The organism is Armatimonadota bacterium (assembly GCA_031432545.1).
Classification (GTDB): Bacteria; Sysuimicrobiota; Sysuimicrobiia; order Sysuimicrobiales; family Sysuimicrobiaceae; genus Caldifonticola; species Caldifonticola tengchongensis.
In genome coordinates this window covers 1-23,685 of the sequence record JAVKGX010000003.1, presented here as the reverse complement: position 1 = coordinate 23,685, position 23,685 = coordinate 1, and the positions used below count along the sequence as shown (strand labels likewise).

The window sequence follows — 23,685 nt, the reverse complement described above, 5'->3', positions numbered from 1 at the left end:
GGTTCGCTCCTGGCGCGCGAGGTCCCTGTCGCGCACCATCCCGTCGCCGTCGCTACCCGTTCTGGGCTACCGACTAAAATGGAGACAGTGACGCGCCCGATTCTCCTCCCGCTGGCCGACTTGCACCAGGCACGCGCGGCTACCGAAGTGGGCAGGCGGTTCGCGCGCGCTTGGCAGGCGCCGCTGTTGCTGCTGTACACGGTGGCCGTCCCGCCGCCCGCGCCGCTGAGCCAGGGTGCGATCGAAGCGCAACGCGCCCGTGAGAGACTCGAGGCTGCCGCGGCCGAGGCTTCCGATGTCCGGGTGCACCCGCTGGTCCGGGTGGGACGCGAACCCTGGGAGGAGGTCGTCGCCGCCTGCCTCGAGCACGACGCCGCGCTACTCGTCCTGCTCGAGGACGGCGCGGAACGGTCCCATCTGTTCGAACGCACCGTCGACTTCGTCCTGCACCACCCGCCCTGCGACCTCGTGCTGATGCCGGCCATGCCCCCGGAGGCGTTTCACCGCATCCTCGTCGGGGTGCGCGGCGGCCCGAACGCCGAGCTGGCGCTGCGCGTCGCCACGGCCCTGGCCCAACCGGAAGGGGGCGAGGTCACAGGGCTGCACGTCTTCCGGGACGACATCCCCGAACGCGACCGCTGGCGGGAGGAACGGCCCTACATCGCCGTCATGGAGCACGCGGAGGGGACGGTCCGCAAGCGGATCGCCGCCGGCAGCGCAGCCGATGTCATCGCCCGCGAGTCCGCCGGCTACACGGCCGTCGTGGTGGGGGCGACCGCAGACCCACAGCGCCCCGCGATCCAGCCGGCGTTCCGGAGGATTCGGCCGCTGATCGTCGTCAGCAGCGCGCAGCCGGTGGAGGCGTGGATGGCCCGCCAGGCCCGCCTCCCCTCGCGATGGTCTCTCCCCGAGGTCGAGAAGTGGTTCGCCGAGAACACATTCCACGCACGCGAGTTCGCCGACCTGGATCGCCTGCTGGCCCTGAAGGAGCAACGCGGCGTGACCATCAGCCTGGGCCTGCCGGCGCTGAACGAACAGGAGACGATCGGCCAGATCATCCGGGTCCTGCGCGACGCCCTGATGCGCGAGGTCCCACTGCTCGACGAGATCGCCCTCATCGACAGCGACTCCACCGACCGCACGCGCGAGATTGCCCACGACGAAGGCGTCTCGGTCTACCGTCACGCGCAGATCCTGCCCCAGTACGGCACCTACCGCGGCAAGGGCGAGGCATTGTGGAAGAGCCTGTACGTCCTGCGCGGCGACATCGTGGTCTGGGTGGACACCGACATCCGGAACATGCATCCGAAGTTCGTCTACGGGCTCATCGGGCCGCTGCTGCGCGAAGGGCGGATCCAGTTCGTCAAGGGCTACTACCGTCGGCCGGTACAGGTCGGCGGCCGCATGTACGAGACGGGAGGCGGCCGCGTCACCGAGCTCACCGCCCGGCCGCTGCTCAATCTCTTCTTCCCCGAGTTGAGCGGCCTGATCCAGCCGCTGGCCGGCGAATACGCCGGGCGGCGCGAGGTGCTCGAGCAGATCCCGTTCTTCACCGGCTACGGCGTGGAGACCGGCATGCTGATCGACATCCTGACCCGTTTCGGGCTGGGTGCGATCGGCCAGGTGGATCTCGAGCAGCGGATCCACCGCAACCAGTCGCTGCAGACTCTGTCGATGATGTCGTTCCAGATCGTCCAGGTGGTGATGCGGCGGCTCGAGGACCGGCTCAGCGTCCCCTTCCTCGGAGACGCCACGCGCACCATGAAGCTGATCCGGTCCGCCGAAGGGCAACTCGCGCTGGAAGAGCGCGAGGTGGTGGAGTGGGAGCGCCCTCCGATGGTCACGCTGCCCGAGTACCGCGCACGCCGGAGCGAACTGGCTCGGCAGCGCGCCCTGTCAAGCTCTCGCTGAGACGCCGTTGTGACGATGGGCGACGCCCCGACCGCGACCCGCCTTGGTGACCCGATCGAGGTCCTGCGCAACCGGCTCGACATCGGGGTGGTCCCGTTCACCGATCGGGGCAGCCGGCTGCTCGTGTTCCGGGAGAACGGCGCCGACCGGTTGTACGTCCGCGTCTGCGAACGCTGGCCGAAGTTCGAGTACACGGAAGGGCACTACCGGGTGCGGCCGCCGCTGGTGCGCGACATCGAGTTCCTCGACGGGGCCGGACAGGCCCTGTCCTTCCGTCTCGTCACCTACCCGCACAAGCTCGTCGTCGAAACCCGCCTCGGGCGGTTCGAGATGGCCTTCGCCACACCCGAGCTGATCGCCATCCGCCTGCCCGCCGCGCGGTGTGGGCTGCGCTTGGTGGTGCGGGCCGAGTCCGCTGCCACCGACCGCCGCGGCGGCCACACGCGCGGGATCCGGCACGTCGCCTACACCACCAACGCCCCCATCGTGCACAACGAGATCCACAATGAGGACCACAACCGCTGGCGGGCCACGCTGCTGGTCGAACCGGTCGCCGACGGGATGGTCACGCTGAACATCACGCCGAGGCTGGGCTTCGACCGCCGCGTCCATCCGGACGCGACGTTCGAGGAGGCCGAGCGTCGCTGGCGCAACTGGTTCGCGGCCGTCCCCGCGGTCGTCGAACCCTGGGTGTCGACGTACTACTACGCCTGGTACCTGATGCGCGCGGGGCTGATCAGCAGCCGATATTACCTCACGCGGGAGGCGATGGTTCCCTCGAAGGTGCACTACGTCGGGCTGTGGCAGTGGGACGCGTTCTTCCACGCCCTCGCCTACCGCCACGTCGACGCGCAACTCGCGCACGACCAGTTCCGCGTCATGTTCGACCACCAGCGACCGGACGGCATGGTGCCGGACGCAGTCTTCGACGAGGGGATCGTCGAGCGGCTCAGCTACCCCGTCGACGCGAAAGTCACCAAGCCGCCGGTCGCGGGGTGGGCGGCCTGGCGGGTGTACGAGGTGACCCGCGACCGGGACTTTCTGGCCGAGATGTACGAACCGATCGCTCGTTGGCAGCAGTGGTGGTTCGAGCACTGCGACGCGGACCGCGACGGCGTCTGTCAGTACGACCATCCCTACTCCTCCGGGCTGGACGACAGCCCACTGTGGGACTGGGGGATGCCGGTCGAGTCCCCGGATCTCAACACATACCTGTGCCTGCAGGCGGAGGCTCTGGCGAACATGGCCGAAGTGCTCGGCGAGACCCGCGACGCCGCGCGCTGGCGGGAGCAGGCCGACGCCGCCGCCCGGAGTCTGCTGGCGCATCTGTACGATCGTGCTGCCGGGATCTTCCGCGCTCTTCGGATGACCGACGGTGGACACGAACCCGTGCCGGTGCTCACGCCGATGAGCCTGCTGCCGCTGTGGACCGGCCGCCTGCCGCCGGAGGTCAATCGGCAGCTCCTCGCGCGCCTGCGCGATCCCAAGACGTTCTGGACGCTTTATCCCGTGCCAACGGTCGCCCGGTCCGACCCGCGCTACGACCCCAACCAGATGTGGCGCGGCCCGGTATGGGTCAACATCAACTACCTGCTCGTCGAGGCGTTGATGCGCTGCGGGGAGCGGCAACTGGCGCGCGATCTGTGCGACCGTACGCTGGGGCTGGTAGCCCGGCACGCCGACATCAAGGAGTACTATCACCCGGAGACCGGTGAGGTACCCGAGAAAGCAGCGCCCGGGTTCGGGTGGTCCGCGGCGCTGTTCATCGACCTGGCGATCCGCCGCACGCGGCAGGAGATCTAGGTTCGCCTCGCAGGAGGTGGCCGCCATCGACGTCGTGCGCGAGACCCTGATGCAGCTGCTCTCGCCGGCCGCTCTCGCGGCAGCCGTGCGAAGTGCGGTCGTGGTCTTATCGATCTTGGTGGGCGTGCGTATGCTCAACAACCTCTCGCGGCGGGCCCTCGAACGTGCGCTGCAGCCACGCGAAGGGGCAAGGGACTACGCCGGCCGTGCGGCACGGGCGCGCACGCTGGTCCCGCTGCTGCACAGCGCGTTCCGCTACGTGCTGTACTTTGTCGCGGCAGTGACGATTCTCGCCCAGCTCAACGTCCACGTGACGGCCATCCTCGCAAGCGCCGGCGTTGTGGGCCTGGCGATCGGTTTCGGCGCCCAGTACCTGATCCGGGACACCATCAGCGGTTTCTTTCTGATCCTGGACGGAGCGATCCAGGTCGGCGACGTCATCCGCGTCGGACCTGATACGGGGCAGGTGGAGCAGATCGGCATCCGCACAACGCAGATCCGACGCTTCACCGGCGAACTCGTCACGATCCCCAACGGCGAGATCTTGCGGTTTGCGAACCTCAACCGCGGGTACATGCGGGCGATGCTCACGGTCGCGGTCCCCGCCGACGCGGACCTGGAAGGAGTGGCCGCCGTGCTCGCGCAAGTCGGCGAGACCTGGGCGGCGCGCAACCCCGACCGCGCGCTCGGCCCCGTCCGCGTGGAAGGACCGATGGAGATCTCCGGGTCTTCTGCGACGCTGCGCCTGTCGATCCCGGTGAAGCCACTGCTGCACTGGGAGGCCGAACGCGAATTGCGCGTGCGGGTGAGGCGGGCGCTGGCCGAGCGCGGAATCCCTCTGCAGGCCATCGCACCGTCGGAAGGTGCGCAGTGAGGATGGTGTGTACGGCGTGACCACCCCCAAAACCGCCGCCAGCCGCGCCGGCTATCCCGGCGGGCGGCGACGAACCCTCGGCATCATCCTCGCCGGCGGGCGCGGCGAGCGCCTCCACCCGCTCACCCGTGAGCGCAGCAAACCCGCCGTCCCGTTCGGAGGCAAGTACCGCATCGTGGACTTCGTGCTGAGCAACTTCGTCAACTCGAACGTCTTCTCGCTGTACATCCTGGTCCAGTACAAGTCCCAATCGCTGATCGACCACCTCCGGCACGCCTGGCGCGCGAGCGGCGTGCACGAGGACCACTTCATCCTGGTCGTGCCGCCACAGATGCGATGGGGGGACTCCTGGTACCGGGGGACTGCGGACGCTGTCTACCAGAACCTGAACCTGATTCGCGACTACGGGCCTTCGCTCGTCGCGATCTTCGGCGCCGACCACATCTACCGCATGGACATCTCCCAGATGGTGGAGTTCCACCTGGACTGTGAGGCCGACGTGACGGTCGCGGCGCTGCCCGTTCCCCTGGACCGGGCGTCCGGGCTGGGCATCGTCGAAGCCGACGACGAGGGCCGCGTGCTGGGCTTCGAGGAGAAACCCCTTGAGCCGAAGACGATGGCCGGCCGTCCCACGCACGCTCTGGGGTCGATGGGCAACTACGTCTTCAACGCCGACCTGCTCGTCCAGACACTGATCGAGAACGCCCGGCAGGACACCGACCACGACTTCGGCCGCACGGTCATCCCCAGCATGGTGGCCCACCAGAGGGTGTTCGCCTACGACTTCCACGCGAACCGGATCCCCGGCGTCCGCGACTACGAGGAGCCGGGTTACTGGCGCGACGTGGGGACGATCGAAGCGTACTGGAACGCGCACATGGACCTACTGGGGACCGAACCGCGCTTGGATCTAGCCAATCACCTGTGGCCGATCATGGGCGCGCCCTACCCGGGTCCGCCGGCCCGGATCGTGCACGGAGACGTCACGGACTCACTGGTCGGCGAGGGGAGCATTGTCTCCGGCGGGCGCATCAGGCGGTCCATCCTCGGGCGCGGCGTGCGCGTCGAGGCCGACGTCGAGATCGAGGAGTCGATCGTCATGGACTTCACGATCGTCCGGCGGGGCAGCCGCCTGCGACGGACGATCGTGGACCGGTTCAACACGATCGAGCCCGGTACGTGGATCGGTTTCGACGCCGACGTCGACGCGGCCCACTACCACGTGGACCGATCGGGGATCGTCGTCCTCGGACGCGGCGCCACCCGGGCCCTGTAGGGCAGCGCCGCATCCGTGCCGGGCATACCCTTCCGGGCCCGCGGGCGGTCGCCACAGACCGACCGCAGGGCAGAGGCGCCTGCAGCGCGGAGGTGGAGGTGGCAGGCGGTCCTCCGTCCGTGACCGACGAACGACAGGTGGCAATGCCCACGAACCCCGCAACCGGGCATGCCAGCCGCCGCTTCGACTGGCTTGTCGCCGGGTTGGGCGCGCTGCTCATAGGTGCGCTCTACCTCGACGGGTGGGCACACAACCGGCGCATCCCCGACCGGCCCCTGCTGCCCGGTATGCCCTCGCCGCCACCGCTGGCACCGCCCGAGATCCCGGCGGCCCTCACGGTGTGGCACGCGCCGTTTCACGCGGCGCTGGCGATCACCTGTATCGTGTTGGCCGCGCCGCTGCTGCGGCAGCGTGACGCCGCCTCCTGGCAGCAGACACTCGGGCCCGCCTACTCGCAGTCCCTGATCGGTGCCGTGCTGTGCGCCGCAGCGACCGCTGCCGGTGCCCTGTGGCCGGGAACCGGCATCCAGACGCCGGGGGCAGCGTTCCGGTTCGAGTCCCTGACCGGCATGCTCGGCCCCGCCCACATCCTCCAGGCAGCGGGCCTGCTGTTCGTCGTCACGGGGCCGCTGCGCAGCGCGTGGGTCGGCGGGTGGTCGACCCAGGCGGGATCTTGGCTGCCCGCGGCGCTGTCGATTTCGTTCGGGCTTTCGGTGGTCACCTTCGTCACCCAGTTCGCACACCCGCTCACGGACCCGTGGCCCTCGATCGGGTTCATGCGCACGGGGCTGCAGACGTATCGCTACAACCGGTTCTTCTTCGGGGAGGCGATGGGCGTTCTGAGCATCCTGCTGCAGGCGACTTTGCTGGCCGCGACCGCCGCCTGGATCCTCCGCCGCCGCCGACCTCCCTTCGGCACCTTCACGATCGCGTTTGGGCTGAACGGCTTGCTGATGGTCGCGCTGCAGGACCGATATCCGTTCCTCGCAGTGGCTGCCGGCGCCGGACTGCTGACCGATTCCCTGGCCCAGAAGGCGGCCCACCCGCCGCGGGCGTCCGAGCTGCCGCTAGTGACCGCGGCGATCCCGACTGTCTACTGCCTGCTGTACTTCCTTGTCCTGTCGCAACTGCCCGCGATCGACGTCCTGTACGGGACTGGGGGTGGGCATCCGGGAGCGCACCTGACCGGTCTGGGCTGGTCCATCCACCTTTCGGTGGGCACGACGCTCCTCGCCGCCGGAGCGGGATGGCTGGCCGGCACGCTCGCACGCCACGGGCTCCCATAGGCCACCTGCACACGGCCCGGCGCCGGGGCGCCAAATATTTCATTGACATATATCGATACATCCCCTACGCTGGGCGCAGGAGGCCGAAGATGAGCACTGCGACCACACTGCCGCGCATGGAACCGCCGGGTTGCTGCGTCGTCAGATTGCCCGCGCCCGACAGCCAGGCGGCCGAGCGCGATGCGCGGGTGTTCGCGGCGTTGGGCGACCCCGTCCGGCTGGCCATCGCGCGGCTTCTTGCCCGCCATCCGGCGCTGTGCGTGTGCGAAATCCAGGGAGCCTTCGACCTGGCCCAGCCGACGATCTCCCACCACCTGAAGGTCCTGCGCGACGCCGGCCTGGTCGAGGTCGCCCGCCGCGGGACGTGGGCGTACTACTCCCTGCGCCGCGACACCGTCAAGCGGCTGGCCCAGGGGTTGGTGGAAGTGCTGTGAACGCCGCATCAGCATCCGACGGGCACAGCCCTCCGCGGCTGACCGCCTCCGCCCAGTTCCAGGGCGCCTGCGAGGACAGCGCGGTGTTGATCGCCCTTGCTGTGCGGCAGTTCCCTGTGGGGTACATTCATCGATATTCGTCGATGATGATCGAGGAGGCGAAGATGATGCACCCCTTGCTGTCGGAAGCGTGGGCAGGCGAGGGGACCCGGGAGATCCTGCGCGAGCGGCGACAAGACACCCTCGTCCACGAGGCGACCCGCCGGCGCACCGCCGTACACTGTGCACAACCGTCCGTGCGGTGGTTTCGGCAAACCTTAAGCGTGGAGGTGTGCCCATGCAACCAGACAACCTGAAACGGGCGGTTCGGGCCCGGTACGCTCAGCAGGCCACACGCGATGCGGGATGTGGGTGCTGCTGCGGTCCGGAGCCACTGGGCTACGATCCCGCAGTCCTGGCGGGGGTCCCAGAAGAGGTGCGCAACACCTCGCTCGGATGCGGCAGCCCCGTGTCGGCCGCGGGCCTCAAGCCCGGCGAGGTGGTTGTGGACCTGGGCTCGGGTGCGGGGCTGGACCTGTTCCTGGCGGCGCGGGCGGTCACGGAGGAAGGGCACGTCGTCGGCGTCGACATGACGCCGGAGATGATCGAGCGAGCGGAACGCAATGCCCGGCGCCTGGACGTGCGCAACGTCTCGTCCGTGCTGGGGGACATTGAGGCGCTGCCGCTGCCGGACGCGTTTGCCGACGTGATCCTGAGCAACTGCGTGATCAACCTCTTACCGGACAAGGCCCGCGTCTTCCGAGAAGCGTACCGGGTGCTGCGGCCCGGCGGTCGGCTCGTCGTCTCCGACATCCTGGCGTCGGCGGCGCTGCCGCAAGAACTGCGCGAGGATCCGGAAGCTTGGAGCGCGTGTCTGGCGGGGGCGCTCCCCGTGGCGGAGTACCTGCGGGCCGTCCGGGAGGCGGGGTTCGTGGGCGTGCGCCTGACGCGCGGCCTGTCCGACGGATGCGGCGAAGCCGGGTGCTGTTCGGCGGCGCCGGTGTTCACCGCGACGGTGATCGCAGTCAAGCCCACCGATCGCCGGCCAGCGGGGGCACGGGGATCTCAAGGCCAGCCGAAGCCCACAGACACGTAGGTTCGGGCTGCTGGGGTCTTTGCTACTCGGCGGCTTCCGGAGCGACCGACGCGCGGAGGTCAACCGCCCGTCCGGCCGGCAGCCAGCGCAGCGAGACGAGCGCGAGAAGCACCAGGACCAGCGACACCGCAAACAGCGTGCCGAGCCCGGAGGCGAGCGAATCCTGCATCGCGCTCAGCGTGGCGCCGGGCAGCGCCGCGCGCCTGACCGGGTCGAGGACCGTCTGCACCGCCCGCGCGGGAAACCCGTCGGCCGCCAGACGCGCGAGCAGGAGGCTACCCAGCAAACTCACACCGATCGCGCCGCCGATCGTCCGGAAGAACAGGGTCAGCGACGTGGCGAGACCACGCTGCGCGTAGGGGACCGAAGTCTGCACGGCGAGCACGAACACCAGGATCGCGAGTCCCATGCCCGTGCCGAGCAGGGCGGTCGCGAACTGCACCGCCGCGACAGACATCTGCGGGTTCATGCGTGTCAGCAACACGAAGCCGCCGGCCAGCAGCGCAAGCCCAACGGAGGCGATCGCGCGGAAACCGATCCGCAATATCAGGCGGCCGCCGATCGTGCTCGCGACCGTCCACGACAGCATCAGCGGCATCAGCGCAAACCCCGCGTCGGTCGCCGCCCCACCCCGCACGCCCTGGACGAACAGAGGAATGTAGTACAAACTCCCGAACAACGCGGCCCCGATCAGCAACCCGCTGATCGACGTCACCGCCACGACGCGGTTGCGAAACAACTCCAGGGGCAGGATTGGGTGCGCCACCCGTGTTTCCCTGTACACGAACACAGCCCCCAGCAGCACGCTCGCCCCGACACCGGCCCAGTGCACGCTTCCCCGCTCGAGGCTCACCAGCAGCAGCACCACGGAAGCCACCAGCAGCACGGCTCCCGGCACGTCCACGTCGCCCTCGGCGGCCGCGGGACGCTCCGGATACCCTCTCCACACGACCCACAGCGCTACGGCCCCGATCGGAAGGTTCACATAGAAGATCCACGGCCACGACCAGAAGTTCACGATCACGCCGCCCAAGACGGGACCGACGATGCTCGCCACGCCCCACACGCCGCTGAACAGCCCCTGGATGCGCGCGCGCTCCTCCACGGTGTAGATGTCGCCGATGATCGTGATGGCGATCGGCAGCAGCGCCCCAGCCCCGATCCCCTGGATCGCCCGGAACACGACGAGCTGCGGCATCGTCCGCGCCGCACCACACAGCGCCGAGCCTGCGAGGAACGCCGCGATCCCGAACAGGTATACGCGCCGACGTCCATACCGGTCGCTGAGGCGACCGAACACAGGAGTCCCCGCGGTCATCGTTAGCGAGTATGCGGCGACGACCCACGGGTACAGTTCGATGCCGTCCAGCGTGCGGGCGATCGTGGGCAGAGCCGTCGCGACGATCGTCGTATCCAGCGCCGCCAGGAACATGCCGAGCATCACGGCGTACGTCACCAGCCAGCGGTCGCGGCCGGTCATCGTGTCCAGCTCAGGACGCGTCACGACGATCTTCATACTCCGTAGGATCCCGCCCACGCGTTTGCGAACTCATTGTCACACAGATATCGAGGAGGTCGGCATGGTCCCACCCAGGCTCGAGCGGTCGATCCTCGTCGTCCCCGCCTCGAGCGCACGGATGATCGAGAAGGCCCTGGCTTCCGGCGCAGACGCGGTACTCGTCGATCTCGAGGACGCGGTCCCGCCCGAGCACAAAGCGCCGAGCCGGGCCAACGTGGTTCGCGCCTTGCAGGACCTGGACTGGACTGGAAGGGTGTGCATGTTCCGCATCAACGCCCTGGACACACCCTGGGCGTACGGCGACCTCGTCGAGATCTTGGAATCGGCCGGAACCGTCGTCGACTGCGTGATGGTGCCCAAGGTCGGGCGCATCGAGGACGTTACGTTTGTCGCGACGCTGCTCGATCAGCTCGAGCTCGCTGCGGGAGGCGGCCGTCGGATCGGGATCGAGGCACAGATCGAGACGGCGCTGGGTGTGGTCAACGTCGACCTCATCGCGGCGGCCAGCGATCGACTCGAAGCCTTGGTCTTCGGTCCGGGAGACTATGCGGCATCGATGGGCATGCCCTCGACGGCCATCGGTGTGCCCGACGAGTGGGATGCCCGATATCCCGGTCACCGCTGGCACTATCCGATGCACCGCATCGTGGTCGCCGCCCGCGCCCGTGGGCTGCGCGCGCAGGACGGCCCGTTTGCCGGCGTTCGCGACCTCGAGGGCTTCCGGCGTTCGTGCGAGGTGGCGCGGGCGATGGGGTTCGACGGCAAGTGGTGCGTCCACCCAGCGCAGGTTCCGATCGCCAACGAAGTCTTCTCCCCGACCGAAGCCGAAGTCATCTGGGCACGGCGTGTGCTGGAGGCCTACGAACAGGCGCGGCGCGACGGACGCGGGGTCCTCGCCGTCGACGGCCGGATGGTCGATGCGGCCTCGGTCCGGATGGCGCAGGCGGTGGTGCACAAGGCCCGGCAGATACGCGACGTGGGTGCCTGACACCGTTGCGTGCCTGGCACGTGGTCTGATGGTCTGACCACCGTGCCACCACCGTGGCTGGCACCTACGCGAGGGGAAGCCCAGAATACGCCCGGTCGAGGATCTCCATGGTGTGCAAGACGGGCAGGGATCTGCCCAGCCTCGCGAGGTGCGCCCGGATCTGCACGATGCACCCGACGTTGCCGGTGGCCACCACCTCGGCACCGGTGGCCAGCAGGTTGTGGGCCTTGCGGCGGCCGAGGTCTTGGGCGATGTCCGGCTGTTCGAGGTTGTAGATCCCAGCCGACCCGCAGCAGATCTCCCACTCCTCCGGCTCCAATAGACTCAGGTTGGCGACGGTTGACAGCAGCCGCCGCGGTGCCTCGCGTACCCCCTGCGCGTGAGCGAGGTGGCAGGGATCGTGGTAGGCCACCCGTACCCCAGCACCAAGCGAGCCTGAAGGCACGATGCCGACTTCGGCGAGGAAGTCGCTCACGTCGCGCACCCTGCGCGCCAACGCCTCGGCGGTCGGCGCTTCGGGGTGGCCGGCAAACAGCAGGCCGTACTCGCGCATCGCCGATCCGCATCCGGCCGCATTCGTCACCACCGCATCCACGTCGGGAGGGAACGCTGCGAGGTTGCGGCGAGCCAGAGCGCGCGCCAGCTTCGCTTCTCCCGCGTGCATCGGGAGAGCGCCGCAGCATCCCTGCTCCTTGGAGATCACGGTCTCGATGCCGTTGCGGCTCAGCACACGCAGCGTCGCCCGGTTGATCTCGGGCGCGAGCACCTCCTGCACACATCCCGACAGCAGCGCCACGCGCGCGCGACGCGTTCCCTGCGCCGGAACGACCTCAGGCAACGGCAATGCCGAGGGAAGGGAAGACGGGAGCAGTTCCACCATCGCCTGCAGGCGTGACGGCAGGATATGGGCCAACGGGCCCGCGAGGCGTCCTGCCCACGCGGCGAGACGGAACCGCCCCGGATGGGGCAGCGTCGCCATCACCACCCGACGCAGCACCCGCTCGCCGATGGGCCGGCGGCGGTGCTGTTCGGCATGATCGCGGAAAGGTACGAGCAGCTCGCCGTACCGGACTCCGGAAGGGCATGCGGTCACGCAGGCCATGCACCCCAGGCACCTGTCGACGAACGGCGCCGCTTCGTCCGGTGCCAGACTGCCCTCCAGGACTTCCTTCATGAGGAAGATGCGGCCGCGCGGGGAGTCCATCTCTTCGCCGAGCACACGGTACGTGGGGCAGGCGGGAAGACAGAACCCGCAGTGCACGCACGTCTCCACGGCCTGGGCCATGTGCGCACCGGCCGCTCCGTACCGCCCCAGCGGAATCTTATGCTGCACTAGGCAATTCTCCCGAAGCGCCCCCCAGGGTCGAGGGCGCGCTTCACCCTCTCGGCGAACACACCGTCGCCCCACGCGCCCAGGCGCACCCGCCCCGGAGGACCCAGAACGCACAGGCCCGCCAGTCCAACAGACGTCAGGATCGCGTCCAGGTCTCCGAGGTCACCGGGGCACGCTACCCATGCCAGGTTGCCGCCGACGCTGTACCGGCGCGCAGGCTCCCTCGCTGCCAGTCGCTCCTCCAGTGCCGTAACCCGTCCCGGTGTGATTGACACCTTGACCAGGGAACATCCGGCGGGAACCCACGAGAACTCGCGGACGGACTCCCACAGCGCAACTTCCTCGTCGCCGCGCAAAACCCGCGCCGCCCGCCCCAAGAACTCCAGCAGCCGCTGCAGCCGCACGTCCAGGGACTCGGATAGGCCCCCGATTCGTACCCACAGAACGCCCGGCGGCTCCAGGTCCAGCGCCTCGATGTCGAACCGACTCACGTAGAGGTCTTTCAGCGCCTCCACCGCCGCGCTCATGTCGGCGCGCTCGACGTGCACCGTTGCGTACGACCGTGGCCTCGGGAAGACCTTGAACGAGAGTTCGACCAGCACACCCAACCGCCCCAGGCTCCCGACCATCAGCTTGGGAAAGTCGAAACCGGCGACGTTCTTGACGACCTTGCCGCCGCCACGCACGACGCGCCCCTCGCCGTCGACGAATCGCACGCCGAGCACGAAGTCCCGTACCCCGCCGTAGCGATACCGCCGGGGCCCGCTCAAACCCGCGGCGACGGTCCCACCCAGCGTGGCCCCCGCCGCGGCGAGCGGCGGGTCGAAGGGTAGGTACTGACCGTGCTGTGCAAGCAGTGCTTCCACTTCGCGCACCGGCGTGCCAGCCAGCGCGCTGAAGGTGAACTCGCCCGGATCGTACTCCACGACCCCTGTCAGGCCCGACATGTCCACGACCGTCTCGCCGTCGGCGGGAGCCGAGAGCGCGGTCTTGGTGCCGCCCCCGCGCGGCCTGATCCGCGTACGCTCGCGCACCACCTCCTGCACATCGTCGATGCTGCGTGGGCGGCAGATCATGCGCAGGCTCACTCGCGCGATGGGAACATCTTGCCCCGGTTGGACAGTTCCAGCGGGTCGACAGCCCGCCGCAACCGCCGCATCGCCTCCAGGTCCGCCTGGCCGAACATCTGCGGCAGGTAGTCGCGCTTTTCCATCCCCACGCCGTGCTCGCCGGTGATCGATCCCCCCAGACGCACGCACAGCCGCAGGATCTCGCCGGCGAGTTCCTCCGCCCGTGCCAGCGCGCCCGGCTGGCGTCCGTCGTAGAGGATGAGCGGGTGCAGGTTGCCGTCGCCGGCGTGGAACACGTTGGCGACGCGGATGCCTGACTCGCGGCTCAACCGCTCGATCTCCGCGAGCGCCTCTGCGAGCCGGCCGCGCGGGACGACGCCGTCCTGGACGATGTAATCGGGGCTCAGTCGCCCCACCGCGGAGAACGCGCTCTTACGCCCCTTCCAGATCACCTGCCGCTGCGCCTCGTCGCGCGCCAGGCGGACTTCGTAGGCCCCCGAAACCTTGATGACCCGCATCAGGTGCGCCAGTTCGGCTTCGATCTCGGGGAGTTCGCCTTCGAGTTCGACGATCAGGATGGCCGCCGCGTCCAACGGATACCCCGCCCCAACCGCGGCTTCCGCGGCCTCGATGGCCAGCCGATCCATGATCTCCATCGCGCCGGGCAGCAACCCCGCCGCCACCACCTGGGCCACCGCCTCGCCCGCCGCCTCGAGGGTGCGATACGCTGCCAGCACCGTGCGGTAGCCTTCGGGCTTGGGCAGCAGCCGGAGCGTGATTTCCAGCGCGATGCCCAACAGCCCCTCGGAGCCGACGAAGATCCCAACCAGGTCCGGCCCGACGCCCTCGACGCTGCCGCCCCCCAGCTGCACCACCTCGCCGTCGGCCAGCACGGCCTTGATCGCCAGCACGTGGTTGGTGGTCATCCCGTACTTCAGGCAGTGGGCCCCGCCGGAGTTGAACGCGACGTTGCCCCCGATCGTGCAGACCGGCTGGCTGCTCGGATCGGGCACGTAGTACAGACCATGGGGCGCGGCCGCCCGCGAGACGTCGCTGTTGATGACGCCCGGTTCCACCACGGCCAGGCGTTCGGTCGGGTCCAGGCGCAGGATGCGGTTCAATCGGTTGAGGGCGATCACGATCCCGTCGGGCACGGGAAGCGAGCCGCCCGACAGGCTGGTGCCGCTGCCCCGCGCCACGAACGGTACACCCGTACGGTTGCACCAGCGGACGGTGGCCACGACCTCGTCCTGCGTCTGCGGCAGGACGACGGCGACCGGCCGGGCGCGGAAAGCCGTCAGCGCGTCGGATTCGTACGGCGCCAGCTCGGCCGGTCGCGTCAGGATCCGAGCGGGTGGGTAGATCTCCCGAAGCGATGATCGGATGTCGAACGTGCTCACGGTTTCATGACCGACGGGCGTCAGGGAGGGGTGAGTCGCGCTCCTATAGCCGCTCGTACCCCGGCACCGTCAAGAACTCCACGAACTCCTCGCTGAGCACGAGTGCGTCGAGGATCTCTGCGGCCTCGCCTACCTTCGATCCGGCGGCTCCCTCGCGGACCAGGCGCTCGACTTCCGCTTCCCGCAATGAACGGTACAGCGCCTCATCCACCGCGCCGTCCTTGTGCAATCTGGCGCCGTGGCGAATCCACTGCCACAGCTGGGCGCGGCAGATCTCGGCGGTCGCCGTGTCTTCCATCAGGTTGTAGATCGCGGCCGCTCCCGTGCCCTGCAGCCAGGCATCGAGATACTGCAGGGCCACGCTGACGTCGTTGCGCACCCCGTCGCCCGTGATCGAGCCGCCGGGGACGCGGATGTCCAGCAGGTCTCGCGCGGTCACCTGCACGTCCTCCCGCAGCCGCTCCTTCTGGTGCGGGCGGCCGCCCAGCACGCGGTCGAACGGATCCTGCGCCACCGCCACCAGGTCCGGATGTGCCACCCAGGTCCCGTCGAACCCGTCGCCCGACTCCCGCTCTTTGTCTTCGCGCACCTTCGCCAGCGCCACCTCGTTGACCGCCGGGTCCTTGCGGCTGGGGATGAACGCCGCCATGCCGCCGATCGCGTGCGCGCCGCGGCGGTGGCACGTCTTGACCAGCAGCTCGGTGTAGGCGCGCATGAACGGCACCACCATGGTGACCTGCGCACGGTCAGGGAGCACGAAGTCGGGACGGTGGCGGAACTTCTTGATCACGCTGAAGATGTAGTCCCAGCGCCCAGCGTTCAGCCCGGATGCGTGGTCCCGCAGTTCGTAGAGGATCTCATCCATCTCGAACGCCGCCAGGATCGTCTCGATCAGCACCGTGGCCCGGATCGTCCCCCGCGGGATGCCCACCGCGTCCTGCGCATACTGGAACACGTCGTTCCACAAAGCCGCCTCGAGGTGGCTCTCGAGTTTGGGGAGGTAGAAGTACGGACCGCTGCCCAGATCCAGCAGCTCCCGCGCGTTGTGAAAGAAGTACAGCCCGAAGTCGAACAGGCTGGCCGAGATCGGCTCGCCGTCCACCCACACGTGCTTTTCGACCAGGTGCCATCCCCGGGGCCGCACCACCAGCGTGGCGGTCGTCTCGTTCAGCCGGTAGCGCTTGCCCTCCGGACTCGTGTAGGTGATCGTGCGGCGCACGGCGTCGATCAGGTTCTGCTGGCCCGCGACGACGTTCGCCCAGGTCGGCGACAGCGCGTCCTCGAAGTCGGCCATGAAGACGCGCGCGCCGGAGTTGAGCGCGTTGATCATCATCTTGCGCTCGACGGGACCGGTGATCTCCACGCGCCGGTCCTCGAGATCGGGAGGTGCCGGCGCCACCCGCCACGCGCCGTCGCGTACAGCCGCGGTTTCGGGGAGGAAGTCGGGCATCGCGCCGGCGAGGATCTCCACCTGCCTCTGCGACCGGCGCTCCAGCAGCGCGCCGCGCCTGGCGCGGAACTCCAAGTGCAGCGCGCCGACGAAGTCCAGGGCTTCTGGGGTGAGGACCCGCTCGGCACCCGGAACTTCGGGACCGCGTACCTCCACACCCGATGGCGAAACGATCCTCATCGTCGTCTTCTCCAACTACTGCGACGTCGACGTGGTCATCTCCCGCCGACCTCCCCGTGCACCCGGAGGGGCTCCTTGGGCGGCCCGGCCACCTCCGTTGCCGACACGCGCGCCGGGGCTTCGCGTAGGTAGCGCGCCGCGTGCTCTGGCGGCACCACGTTAATGTAGAAGCCGGTTCCCCATTCGAAGCCCGCTACGTGGGTCAGCCTGGGCATGATCTCGATGTGCCAGTGGTAGTAGTGCCTGGGCAGGAGCTTGTACGGTGCGGTGTGGAGGATGAAGTTGTAGGGCGGGTTGTCCAGCGCCGCGTGCAACTTGTGCAGCGTCGCACCCAGAGCCTCGGCCATCGGCAGGAGATGGTCGTCGGCAAGATCACCGAACGACGCCTGGTGGAACCTCGGGACGACCCACGTCTCGAACGGGAACCGAGACGCGTAGGGCTCGTAGGCGACGAACTGCTCGTTGGCGAGCACGATGCGCCCTCCGTCGCGTAGCTCCCTCGCGACGACGTCGCAGTACAGGCAGCGCGCGTGCTCGGCGAAGTAGGTGCGCGCCACTTCCAGCTCCTCTTCGGCCCGGCGCGGCAGCACCGGCAGGGCGATCAGCTGCGAATGAGGATGGGAAAGGCTCGCGCCGGCCGACCGGCCGTGGTTGCGGAACAGCAACGCGTACTGGAAGCGGGGATCGCGGCTGAGGTCGACGTAGCGCTCCCGATATGCGCGCAGCACCGTTGCCACCTGGTCTGCCGACAGCAGCCCGAGGTGGGCATCGTGGTCAGGAGTCTCGATGATGACCTCGTGGGCTCCCACGCCGTCCATGTGCTCGGCGAGGGGACCGCCGTCGGGGTTCACCTCGCCTTCGATGCGCAGTGCGGGGAACTTGTTGGGCACCACGCGTACCTGCCAGCCGGGGGTATCAGGAGCGGTCCCGTCGGGCCGGATCGCGAAAATCTCCGGCGGCGTCCGGCTCTCGCGACCGTAGCAGAACGGGCATCGCTCACGGTCCTCCAGCACCGCCTCCCGCGACTTCGTGAAGTCCGTGGGCCTGGCGGCCCGCTCGGTGGCGATGATCACCCAGCGGCCGGAGACGACATCACGTCGCAACTCGGGCACCTGCGGCCTCCAGATACCTGCCTTGTTTGCCCCCTCACCCCGTCCGCGCGGGCCGTCCGACGAGCGGTGGCTTCCGCTGTGATCGGGACAACCGTGCGCCGGGGAACGCCCCCATACTACCCTCCGTATCCGCGGTCGCCAAAGTCCCGCCCGGCCCTGCGCCGCTCGACCGCCTTACGGTAGAGCTCGACGTAGCCCGCCGCTGCCCGATCCCACGAGAAGTCCGCCGCCATCCCGGCCTGCACCAACCTGGACCAGATCTCGGGGTCCCGGTGGGCAGCCAGTGCTCGCTCGATGGCCGTCCACAACGCATCGGCCGTGTAGTCGACGAAGACGAACCCCGTGGCCTCACCTCGCTCGATCGCATCCGGTGTGGCGTCGGTGATGCTGTCGGCCAGTCCGCCCGTCCTGCGCACGACCGGGACGGTGCCGTATCGGAGGCTGTAGAGCTGATTCAGCCCCGAAGGTTCGTAGCGAGACGGCATCAGGAAGATGTCGGCGCCGGCCTCGATCCAGTGCGCCAGCCGCTCGTCAAACCCGATCCGAACGCCGACCGAACCCGGATGGGACCGGGCAGCGTTGCGGAAGAGGTCTTGGTACTTGGGATCCCCCGTGCCGAGGAGGACGAACTGGGCGCCGGCCGCGACGATCCGGTCTAGGCACGCCGCGATCAGGTCCAGCCCCTTCTGATCCGTGAGCCGCGACACCACCCCCAACAGTGGCGCTTCTGGCGCCGGGTCCAGACCGAACTCCCGCTGCAGCTCTGCCTTGCAGACCGCCTTGCCGCTGAGGTCGGCTGCGCTGTAGCGGGCCGGGATGAGTTCGTCCACCCAGGGATCCCACACCGTGTAGTCAGCCCCGTTGAGGATGCCGTACAGATCGTGCGCCCGCTCGCGCAGGACACCGTCGAGACCGCACCCGAACTCAGGGGTCTGGATCTCGCGCGCGTACGTCGGGCTGACCGTGCTCAACAGATCGGCAAACACCAGCCCGCCCTTGAGCAGGTTGACCTTGCCCCAGAACTCCAACGCAGCCGAACTGAACAGCTCCGGCGGCAGGCCCGTGGCCGAGAAGCGTTCGGCTGGAAACACGCCCTGGTAGGCCAGGTTGTGGACCGTCAGGAGGCTGGCCACGTCCCGCAAATCGGGATCGCCACAATGGGCGATCTTCAGGTAGACCGGGATCAGCGCGGTCTGCCAGTCGTTGCAGTGGACCACGTCGGGGATCCAGCCGCTTTGCCGGCACCATGCCAGCGCCGCGCGGCAGAAGAACGCAAACCGCTCCAGGTTGTCTTCGTAGTCGCGCCCGCCCTCCCCATACAGGCCCGGACGGTCGAAGTAGCCCGGATGATCCACCATCCAGACCGTGACGTCACCCAACGAGGTTTCGACGATCTCCCCACCGCTCTCGCGCACGAGGCTTGAGGGCGCAGGGATGGGGATGGAACCATACCGCGGCATGCAGATCCTCGCGTCGATCCCCGCTCGGGCCAGAGCAGCCGGCAGCGCGGCGCTCACGTCCGCGAGTCCGCCGGTCTTCGCGAACGGTGCAACTTCCGAGGAGACGAACAGCACCCGCAAGGCGTCACCCCACGAAAGCCAATGGTCGGTGCCGGTGGTCAACCGTGCGGCGGCCTCGATCGGACCTTAAGCCGGCGGCCCATGACACGCTTGAAAGCCCCGGACGGGGATCAAGTCTCGAGGCGGTCACGACCGGGTGGTGCGCCCCGTCCGGTGGCGACACGTGCAGTGCAATATGGACCCGTTAGGCCATCCAGGCCGTCCCGGGTCATGATAGCAGGCACCGCTGCCACCGCCGAGCGAACTCCAGCGCTCGGCTTGTGCCAGCGGCCAACCTCCATGCATTGGACCGGCCTACGGAGAGCCGCGCCCCACATGCGGCGGAAGAAGGCCGAGCGCACGTTCTTTGTCCAGAACCGTAGCCCATGCATTTATAACGGAGTCCGATATAGAAAGCGGGGGACAGCCGGAAAAACGAACTTTCTTGACAGCACAGCGGTAGAGGCCGCATGCTGGCGCTGCAGGGGTGATAGGGTCTTTTCAGCTTCCAGGACAATCGAACTCGGATTGACGCTTGGAGTTTGGACGCCGACCCCAGACGGGGTGTGCGTCAAATCTCCAGCTAACTTCAAGGAAAGTGCCGGACAACCGACTGTGACGGACGCAGTCGGTTGTTTTGTCTGACGCGAGGGCACACTGACCCCCTCGCCAGACACAGGTAGTACCCAGCACGCCGGAGGCTCGGGCCGCTGGCACTTGTAGCCGCAGTGCTGCAAGAGCAACTACCGTGCCAAACCGGATTAAGGAGTGCGCCATGAACAAGTGGGGTTAGCCGTTACGCATCGACGGATCGTACGGACGCGGTGGTACCGGCACTGCACACCAAACCAGAGGAGGGCGCTATGAACAAGTGGGGTCGTACCAAGTGTGAGCGCTGGGCCTAGAACCTTCAGTTCTCAGTTCACCGTCATGACTACCCCAGTGTTGAGGAGGGCGGCATGAACAAGTGGGGTCGTACCAAGTGTGAGCGCTGGGCCTAGAACCTTCAGTTCTCAGTTCACCGTCATGACTACCCCAGTGTTGAGGAGGGCGGCATGAACAAGTGGGGTCGTACCAAGTGTGAGCGCTGGGCCTAGCGCTTCCGCACATCGTGCCTGCGCCAGGGGATAAAGCCAGAGTTCTCCGCACTCCCTGATGACACGGCACTTCTGTATCTTCTAGGCCAGAGGGGCTGTAGTTCTAAGTGGCACGCGATTTGCTCCCTAACTTCCCCTCGACGGGCGGGTACCGCCCCTCGAGCGGAGGAAATGCTCCGGTGCGCCCGCAGTTAAAGCTGCTGATTGCTGTCGTTACAGCAGGCTTCGGCATGCTTGCCGTCCACGTTGTCTTGCTGTTGGTCAGTGATCGAGTACCGGTTCTCCATCAGGACGTCGCTGTGCTAATGTCTGCGACCTTCGCTGCAATCCTAACTGAGCTTCGGCCTACGAGGTTCAACATTGGTAAGGAAGGCACCGAGGTAACCCTTACCATTATCATCGCCCTTCCTGTTCTCATTCTTTACGGATGGCCAGTGGCCTTTCTCTTACTGGTGTTTGCCGCAACCACAACGCACATTCAAGCCGGCAAGCCTTGGTTTAAGACGGTCTACAACGTCGCCACGTACGGGGTCTCAGTGTTTCTCGCTGGGACCGCCTATCAAAGTGTTGCGGGCAACACTGCCTTTCAGAATGCCCTGCCGCATAGCATCATTGCTGCACTTCTTGCGGGCGGTGTCTTCTTTGTTGCAAACAGTAGCATGATCGCAATGGTAATCTCGGTAGCCCAGGGCCTGTCATTGCCTCCAGTGCTCTTTCAGAATATGTCCGTCGTGGCCCCGGTGTTTGGAGCAATGATTGGCCTCGCGGTTATCGCTGTGCTTCTTTGGAACCTGCATCCGGCCGCATTGCTCCTCCTGATTCCACCAATGATCGCCACCAAACTCTCCTACGAGAACTACGTCCGTCTGCGCACGGAGACCGATAGCTTCATCCAGGCCCTGGCCGACGCCATCGACCTTCGGGATCCATATACGTCGCAGCACTCCCAGCGGGTGGCCGAGCTGGCGACGGCGCTGGGTCGGCGCCTGGGAATCAGCAGTCAGGACCTGCACAACCTGGAAGTCATCGCCCGGGTGCACGACGTGGGCAAGGTCGCGGTCCGGGACGCCGTACTCCAGAAGCGGGGGAAACTGGACGCCGACGAGCTCGGAGAGATGCAAGAGCACGTCGAAGCCGGGGTACGTATCCTCGAACGCATCAGCCTCTACCGGCCGGCCCTCGACGTCCTCCACCAGCACCACGAGCGGCTCGATGGCTCGGGCTACCCGCAGGGCCTGAAGGGCGAGGAGATCCTCTACCCTGCGCGAATCCTGGCGGTGGCCGACGCCTACGATGCGATGACCACCGACCGCCCCTACCGCCCGGCGAAGACTCCGGAGGCCACCGTCCGGGAACTATACAGTGTTGCCGGCAAGGAGTACGACCTCTCGGTGGTCCGCGCGCTCGAAGACGAACTCATCGCCCGCGGCGTACTGAAGGGACCGATCATCCCGGCTGCGATCGAGCCGCCGGCGGAGGAAACCGTCGCCCCAGCACCTAGCCACAGCGCCCGCGTGATCCCCATCCACCGCGCTGGCCAGCGTACCTCCTCCCCCTCCTCCTGACCAGCCCGGGGCAAGACCCTCACTTCGCCATCACCAGGATCAAGTCGTTGACGTTCGTGTTCGTGGGGCCGGTGCGCAGGAGGTCTCCGAACGCGTCAAAGAAGGTGTAGGCGTCGTTGTCCACAAGATATCGGTGCGCATTCAACCCCTGGTCCCGCGCGCGTCGGAGCGTGTCGCCGTCGGCCACCGCACCAGCAGCGTCCGTCGGCCCGTCGGTTCCGTCCGTTGCGAAGCTGACGACGAGTGTCCGCTCACATCCTTCCAACCCGAGGGCAGCAGCCAGCGCCAGTTCCTGGTTCCGCCCGCCTCGCCCGCTGCCGTGCACGGTGACCGTCGTCTCACCACCCAGGATCAGGCAGGCCGGAAGGGGCACCGGACGGCCGTATTGGCGTTCCTCCCTGGCGAGAGCGGCGACGACGCGAGCCACCTCGCGAGCTTCTCCTTCGACACTCGTGCTCAGGATCATGGAAGCGTACCCGCGCGCCACAGCCTCAGCCTGCGCGGCCTCGGCCGCCTGCACCACGCTTCCGACGATCGTAGTCGTCACCCGCTCGAAGACCCGATCTCCGGGCTTGGGCGTCTCTTCGACCTCACCCGATGCTCCGCGCCGCAGGCGCGCCAACACGGTCTTCGGCACGCGTTCCTCGAGGCCGTAGCGCCCCAGGATGTCCAGGGCGTCCGCGTAGGTGGTCGGGTCCGGAGCAAACGGCCCGGACGCGATGGCGTCCAGCGGGTTGCCGATGACGTCGCTGAGCACGAGGACCGCAACCTGCGCCGGGTAGGCGACCGCCGCCAGCCGTCCGCCCTTGACCGCCGACAGGTGCTTGCGGACAGCATTCACCTCGACGATCGTTGCACCGCTGCGCAGCAGCAGGTCGGTGGTGGCGACCTTGTCTTCGAGCCCGAGACCCTCCGCCGGCAGCGGGAGCAGCGCCGATCCCCCTCCGGAGATCACGCAAACCACCAGATCGCCGTCTGCGGCCTCTCGGAGCACTTCCACGATCTTGCGTGCACCCGCCTCGCCGTCGCGATCGGGCAGCGGGTGTGAGGCCTCCACGATCTCGACGCAGCGCAGATCCGACAGGTGCCCGTGCTTCACCACGACGACCCCGCCGGCGATCCGGTCTCCCAGGACATCCTCCAGTCCCCGGGCCATCGACGCCGCAGCTTTCCCAAAACCCACGACCCACACCCGTCGAATGCGACTGAGATCGTAGGTCGACGCCCCGACCCACAGGACGTCCCCTTCGCGCCGCACAAACCGGCGAACGGCTTCCTGAGCATCGACGGCGCGTATGGCGGCTTCCAGGATCGCGGCCGCGTCGCGTCGCAGATCCGGATCGGCACCGGATCGCATCCAGCGGTCGTCCTGCCACATGACGAGGTCAGCCGCGCGGACTGCACGCTACGGTTACATCAACCCCGGTCCCACGCCTGGATCAGCCGCGGTTTCAACTCTTCGAACACCCGGGCCTGCCGCTCGATCACCTCTTCGGCTTGGGCGGTGGTCTTCGAATCGGTCTCGGCGGCGAATGCCGCGATCCGGCCGAAGTAGATCGGTACGAGTGCGCCGACCACCTCGTCGGGGTCGAGATCCTCTCGGTGAAACCCCACGGCGAAGTCGTAGACCATCTTCGCCCACAGGTCTTCTCCCAGTTCGATGGAAGGCCCGACCTCCATCGCCGCGTGTGCG

Annotated in this window: 19 protein-coding genes; 10 read left to right on the top strand and 9 right to left on the bottom strand. The window is 67.9% G+C overall.

Features of this window, described 5'->3' with window-relative positions; translation table 11 throughout:
* Positions 1 to 87: 87 nt before the first annotated feature.
* From QN163_04705 to arsM, 8 genes are all read left to right on the top strand, one after another.
* The gene (locus QN163_04705) at positions 88 to 1,911 is read left to right on the top strand and encodes a glucosyl-3-phosphoglycerate synthase (GenBank protein MDR5683310.1); all 1,824 of its coding nucleotides are present in this window, start codon (positions 88 to 90) and stop codon (positions 1,909 to 1,911) included.
* Positions 1,912 to 1,926: 15 nt separating this feature from the next.
* The gene (locus QN163_04700; GenBank protein ID MDR5683309.1) at positions 1,927 to 3,714 is read left to right on the top strand and encodes a trehalase family glycosidase; all 1,788 of its coding nucleotides are present in this window, start codon (positions 1,927 to 1,929) and stop codon (positions 3,712 to 3,714) included.
* 16 nt (positions 3,715 to 3,730) lie between these two features.
* Positions 3,731 to 4,588, top strand: a complete 858-nt coding sequence (locus QN163_04695; GenBank protein ID MDR5683308.1) for a mechanosensitive ion channel family protein — start codon at positions 3,731 to 3,733, stop codon at positions 4,586 to 4,588.
* A 16-nt stretch (positions 4,589 to 4,604) separates the two neighbouring features.
* The gene (glgC, locus tag QN163_04690) at positions 4,605 to 5,864 is read left to right on the top strand and encodes a glucose-1-phosphate adenylyltransferase (protein MDR5683307.1); all 1,260 of its coding nucleotides are present in this window, start codon (positions 4,605 to 4,607) and stop codon (positions 5,862 to 5,864) included.
* A 98-nt stretch (positions 5,865 to 5,962) separates the two neighbouring features.
* Positions 5,963 to 7,150 (top strand): hypothetical protein, encoded by a 1,188-nt coding sequence (locus QN163_04685; GenBank protein MDR5683306.1) that lies wholly within the window; start codon positions 5,963 to 5,965, stop codon positions 7,148 to 7,150.
* A gap of 89 nt (positions 7,151 to 7,239) precedes the next feature.
* Positions 7,240 to 7,584, top strand: a complete 345-nt coding sequence (locus tag QN163_04680; protein MDR5683305.1) for a metalloregulator ArsR/SmtB family transcription factor — start codon at positions 7,240 to 7,242, stop codon at positions 7,582 to 7,584.
* Complete coding sequence (locus QN163_04675; GenBank protein ID MDR5683304.1) at positions 7,581 to 7,940, top strand: hypothetical protein; 360 nt, start codon at positions 7,581 to 7,583, stop codon at positions 7,938 to 7,940. The genes QN163_04680 and QN163_04675 overlap by 4 nt, the downstream gene beginning before the upstream one ends.
* Positions 7,922 to 8,719, top strand: coding sequence for an arsenite methyltransferase (arsM, locus tag QN163_04670; protein MDR5683303.1), 798 nt, complete (start codon positions 7,922 to 7,924; stop codon positions 8,717 to 8,719). The genes QN163_04675 and arsM overlap by 19 nt, the downstream gene beginning before the upstream one ends.
* 22 nt (positions 8,720 to 8,741) lie before the next feature.
* Here arsM and QN163_04665 read toward each other — a convergent pair whose 3' ends face one another.
* On the bottom strand, positions 8,742 to 10,235 hold the full coding sequence (locus QN163_04665) for an MDR family MFS transporter (GenBank protein MDR5683302.1): 1,494 nt from the start codon (positions 10,233 to 10,235) through the stop codon (positions 8,742 to 8,744).
* A gap of 64 nt (positions 10,236 to 10,299) precedes the next feature.
* Between QN163_04665 and QN163_04660 the strand changes: the two genes are divergently transcribed.
* Entirely contained in the window at positions 10,300 to 11,226 is a 927-nt protein-coding gene (locus QN163_04660) for a CoA ester lyase (GenBank protein MDR5683301.1), read from the top strand.
* A 64-nt stretch (positions 11,227 to 11,290) separates the two neighbouring features.
* Here QN163_04660 and glcF read toward each other — a convergent pair whose 3' ends face one another.
* The 6 genes from glcF to glgA form a co-directional block, all read right to left on the bottom strand.
* Positions 11,291 to 12,559 carry a glycolate oxidase subunit GlcF gene (gene glcF, locus QN163_04655; protein ID MDR5683300.1) on the bottom strand — a complete coding sequence of 423 codons (1,269 nt, stop codon included), beginning with the start codon at positions 12,557 to 12,559 and terminating at the stop codon, positions 11,291 to 11,293.
* Complete coding sequence (locus QN163_04650) at positions 12,559 to 13,635, bottom strand: FAD-binding protein (protein ID MDR5683299.1); 1,077 nt, start codon at positions 13,633 to 13,635, stop codon at positions 12,559 to 12,561. Before QN163_04650 ends, glcF begins: the two co-directional genes overlap by 1 nt.
* Before the next feature lie 8 nt (positions 13,636 to 13,643).
* Complete coding sequence (locus tag QN163_04645) at positions 13,644 to 15,029, bottom strand: FAD-linked oxidase C-terminal domain-containing protein (GenBank protein ID MDR5683298.1); 1,386 nt, start codon at positions 15,027 to 15,029, stop codon at positions 13,644 to 13,646.
* A gap of 43 nt (positions 15,030 to 15,072) precedes the next feature.
* A complete protein-coding gene (gene aceB, locus QN163_04640) occupies positions 15,073 to 16,659 on the bottom strand; it encodes a malate synthase A (protein MDR5683297.1) in 1,587 nt (528 codons plus the stop codon).
* Between the two features lie 35 nt (positions 16,660 to 16,694).
* Complete coding sequence (gene galT / locus QN163_04635) at positions 16,695 to 17,771, bottom strand: galactose-1-phosphate uridylyltransferase (protein MDR5683296.1); 1,077 nt, start codon at positions 17,769 to 17,771, stop codon at positions 16,695 to 16,697.
* Positions 17,772 to 17,887: 116 nt separating this feature from the next.
* A complete protein-coding gene (glgA, locus tag QN163_04630) occupies positions 17,888 to 19,351 on the bottom strand; it encodes a glycogen synthase GlgA (protein MDR5683295.1) in 1,464 nt (487 codons plus the stop codon).
* Positions 19,352 to 20,606: 1,255 nt separating this feature from the next.
* Between glgA and QN163_04625 the strand changes: the two genes are divergently transcribed.
* Complete coding sequence (locus QN163_04625; GenBank protein ID MDR5683294.1) at positions 20,607 to 21,992, top strand: HD-GYP domain-containing protein; 1,386 nt, start codon at positions 20,607 to 20,609, stop codon at positions 21,990 to 21,992.
* A 19-nt stretch (positions 21,993 to 22,011) separates the two neighbouring features.
* Here the strand turns inward: QN163_04625 and QN163_04620 are convergent, their stop codons facing one another.
* Positions 22,012 to 23,370 carry a glycerate kinase gene (locus QN163_04620; protein ID MDR5683293.1) on the bottom strand — a complete coding sequence of 453 codons (1,359 nt, stop codon included), beginning with the start codon at positions 23,368 to 23,370 and terminating at the stop codon, positions 22,012 to 22,014.
* Positions 23,371 to 23,408: 38 nt separating this feature from the next.
* On the bottom strand, positions 23,409 to 23,685 hold a 277-nt coding region (locus QN163_04615), incomplete at its 5' end, for a glycosyl transferase (GenBank protein ID MDR5683292.1).

Coding starts and splice junctions, on each gene's coding strand:
- QN163_04680 (MDR5683305.1), top strand. CDS start 7,240: ATGAGCACTGCGACCACACTGCCGCGCATGGAACCGCCGGGTTGCTGC.
- QN163_04620 (MDR5683293.1), bottom strand. CDS start 23,370: ATGTGGCAGGACGACCGCTGGATGCGATCCGGTGCCGATCCGGATCTG.
- QN163_04665 (MDR5683302.1), bottom strand. CDS start 10,235: ATGAAGATCGTCGTGACGCGTCCTGAGCTGGACACGATGACCGGCCGC.
- QN163_04660 (MDR5683301.1), top strand. CDS start 10,300: ATGGTCCCACCCAGGCTCGAGCGGTCGATCCTCGTCGTCCCCGCCTCG.
- aceB (MDR5683297.1), bottom strand. CDS start 16,659: ATGAGGATCGTTTCGCCATCGGGTGTGGAGGTACGCGGTCCCGAAGTT.
- QN163_04650 (MDR5683299.1), bottom strand. CDS start 13,635: ATGATCTGCCGCCCACGCAGCATCGACGATGTGCAGGAGGTGGTGCGC.
- arsM (MDR5683303.1), top strand. CDS start 7,922: ATGCAACCAGACAACCTGAAACGGGCGGTTCGGGCCCGGTACGCTCAG.
- QN163_04700 (MDR5683309.1), top strand. CDS start 1,927: ATGGGCGACGCCCCGACCGCGACCCGCCTTGGTGACCCGATCGAGGTC.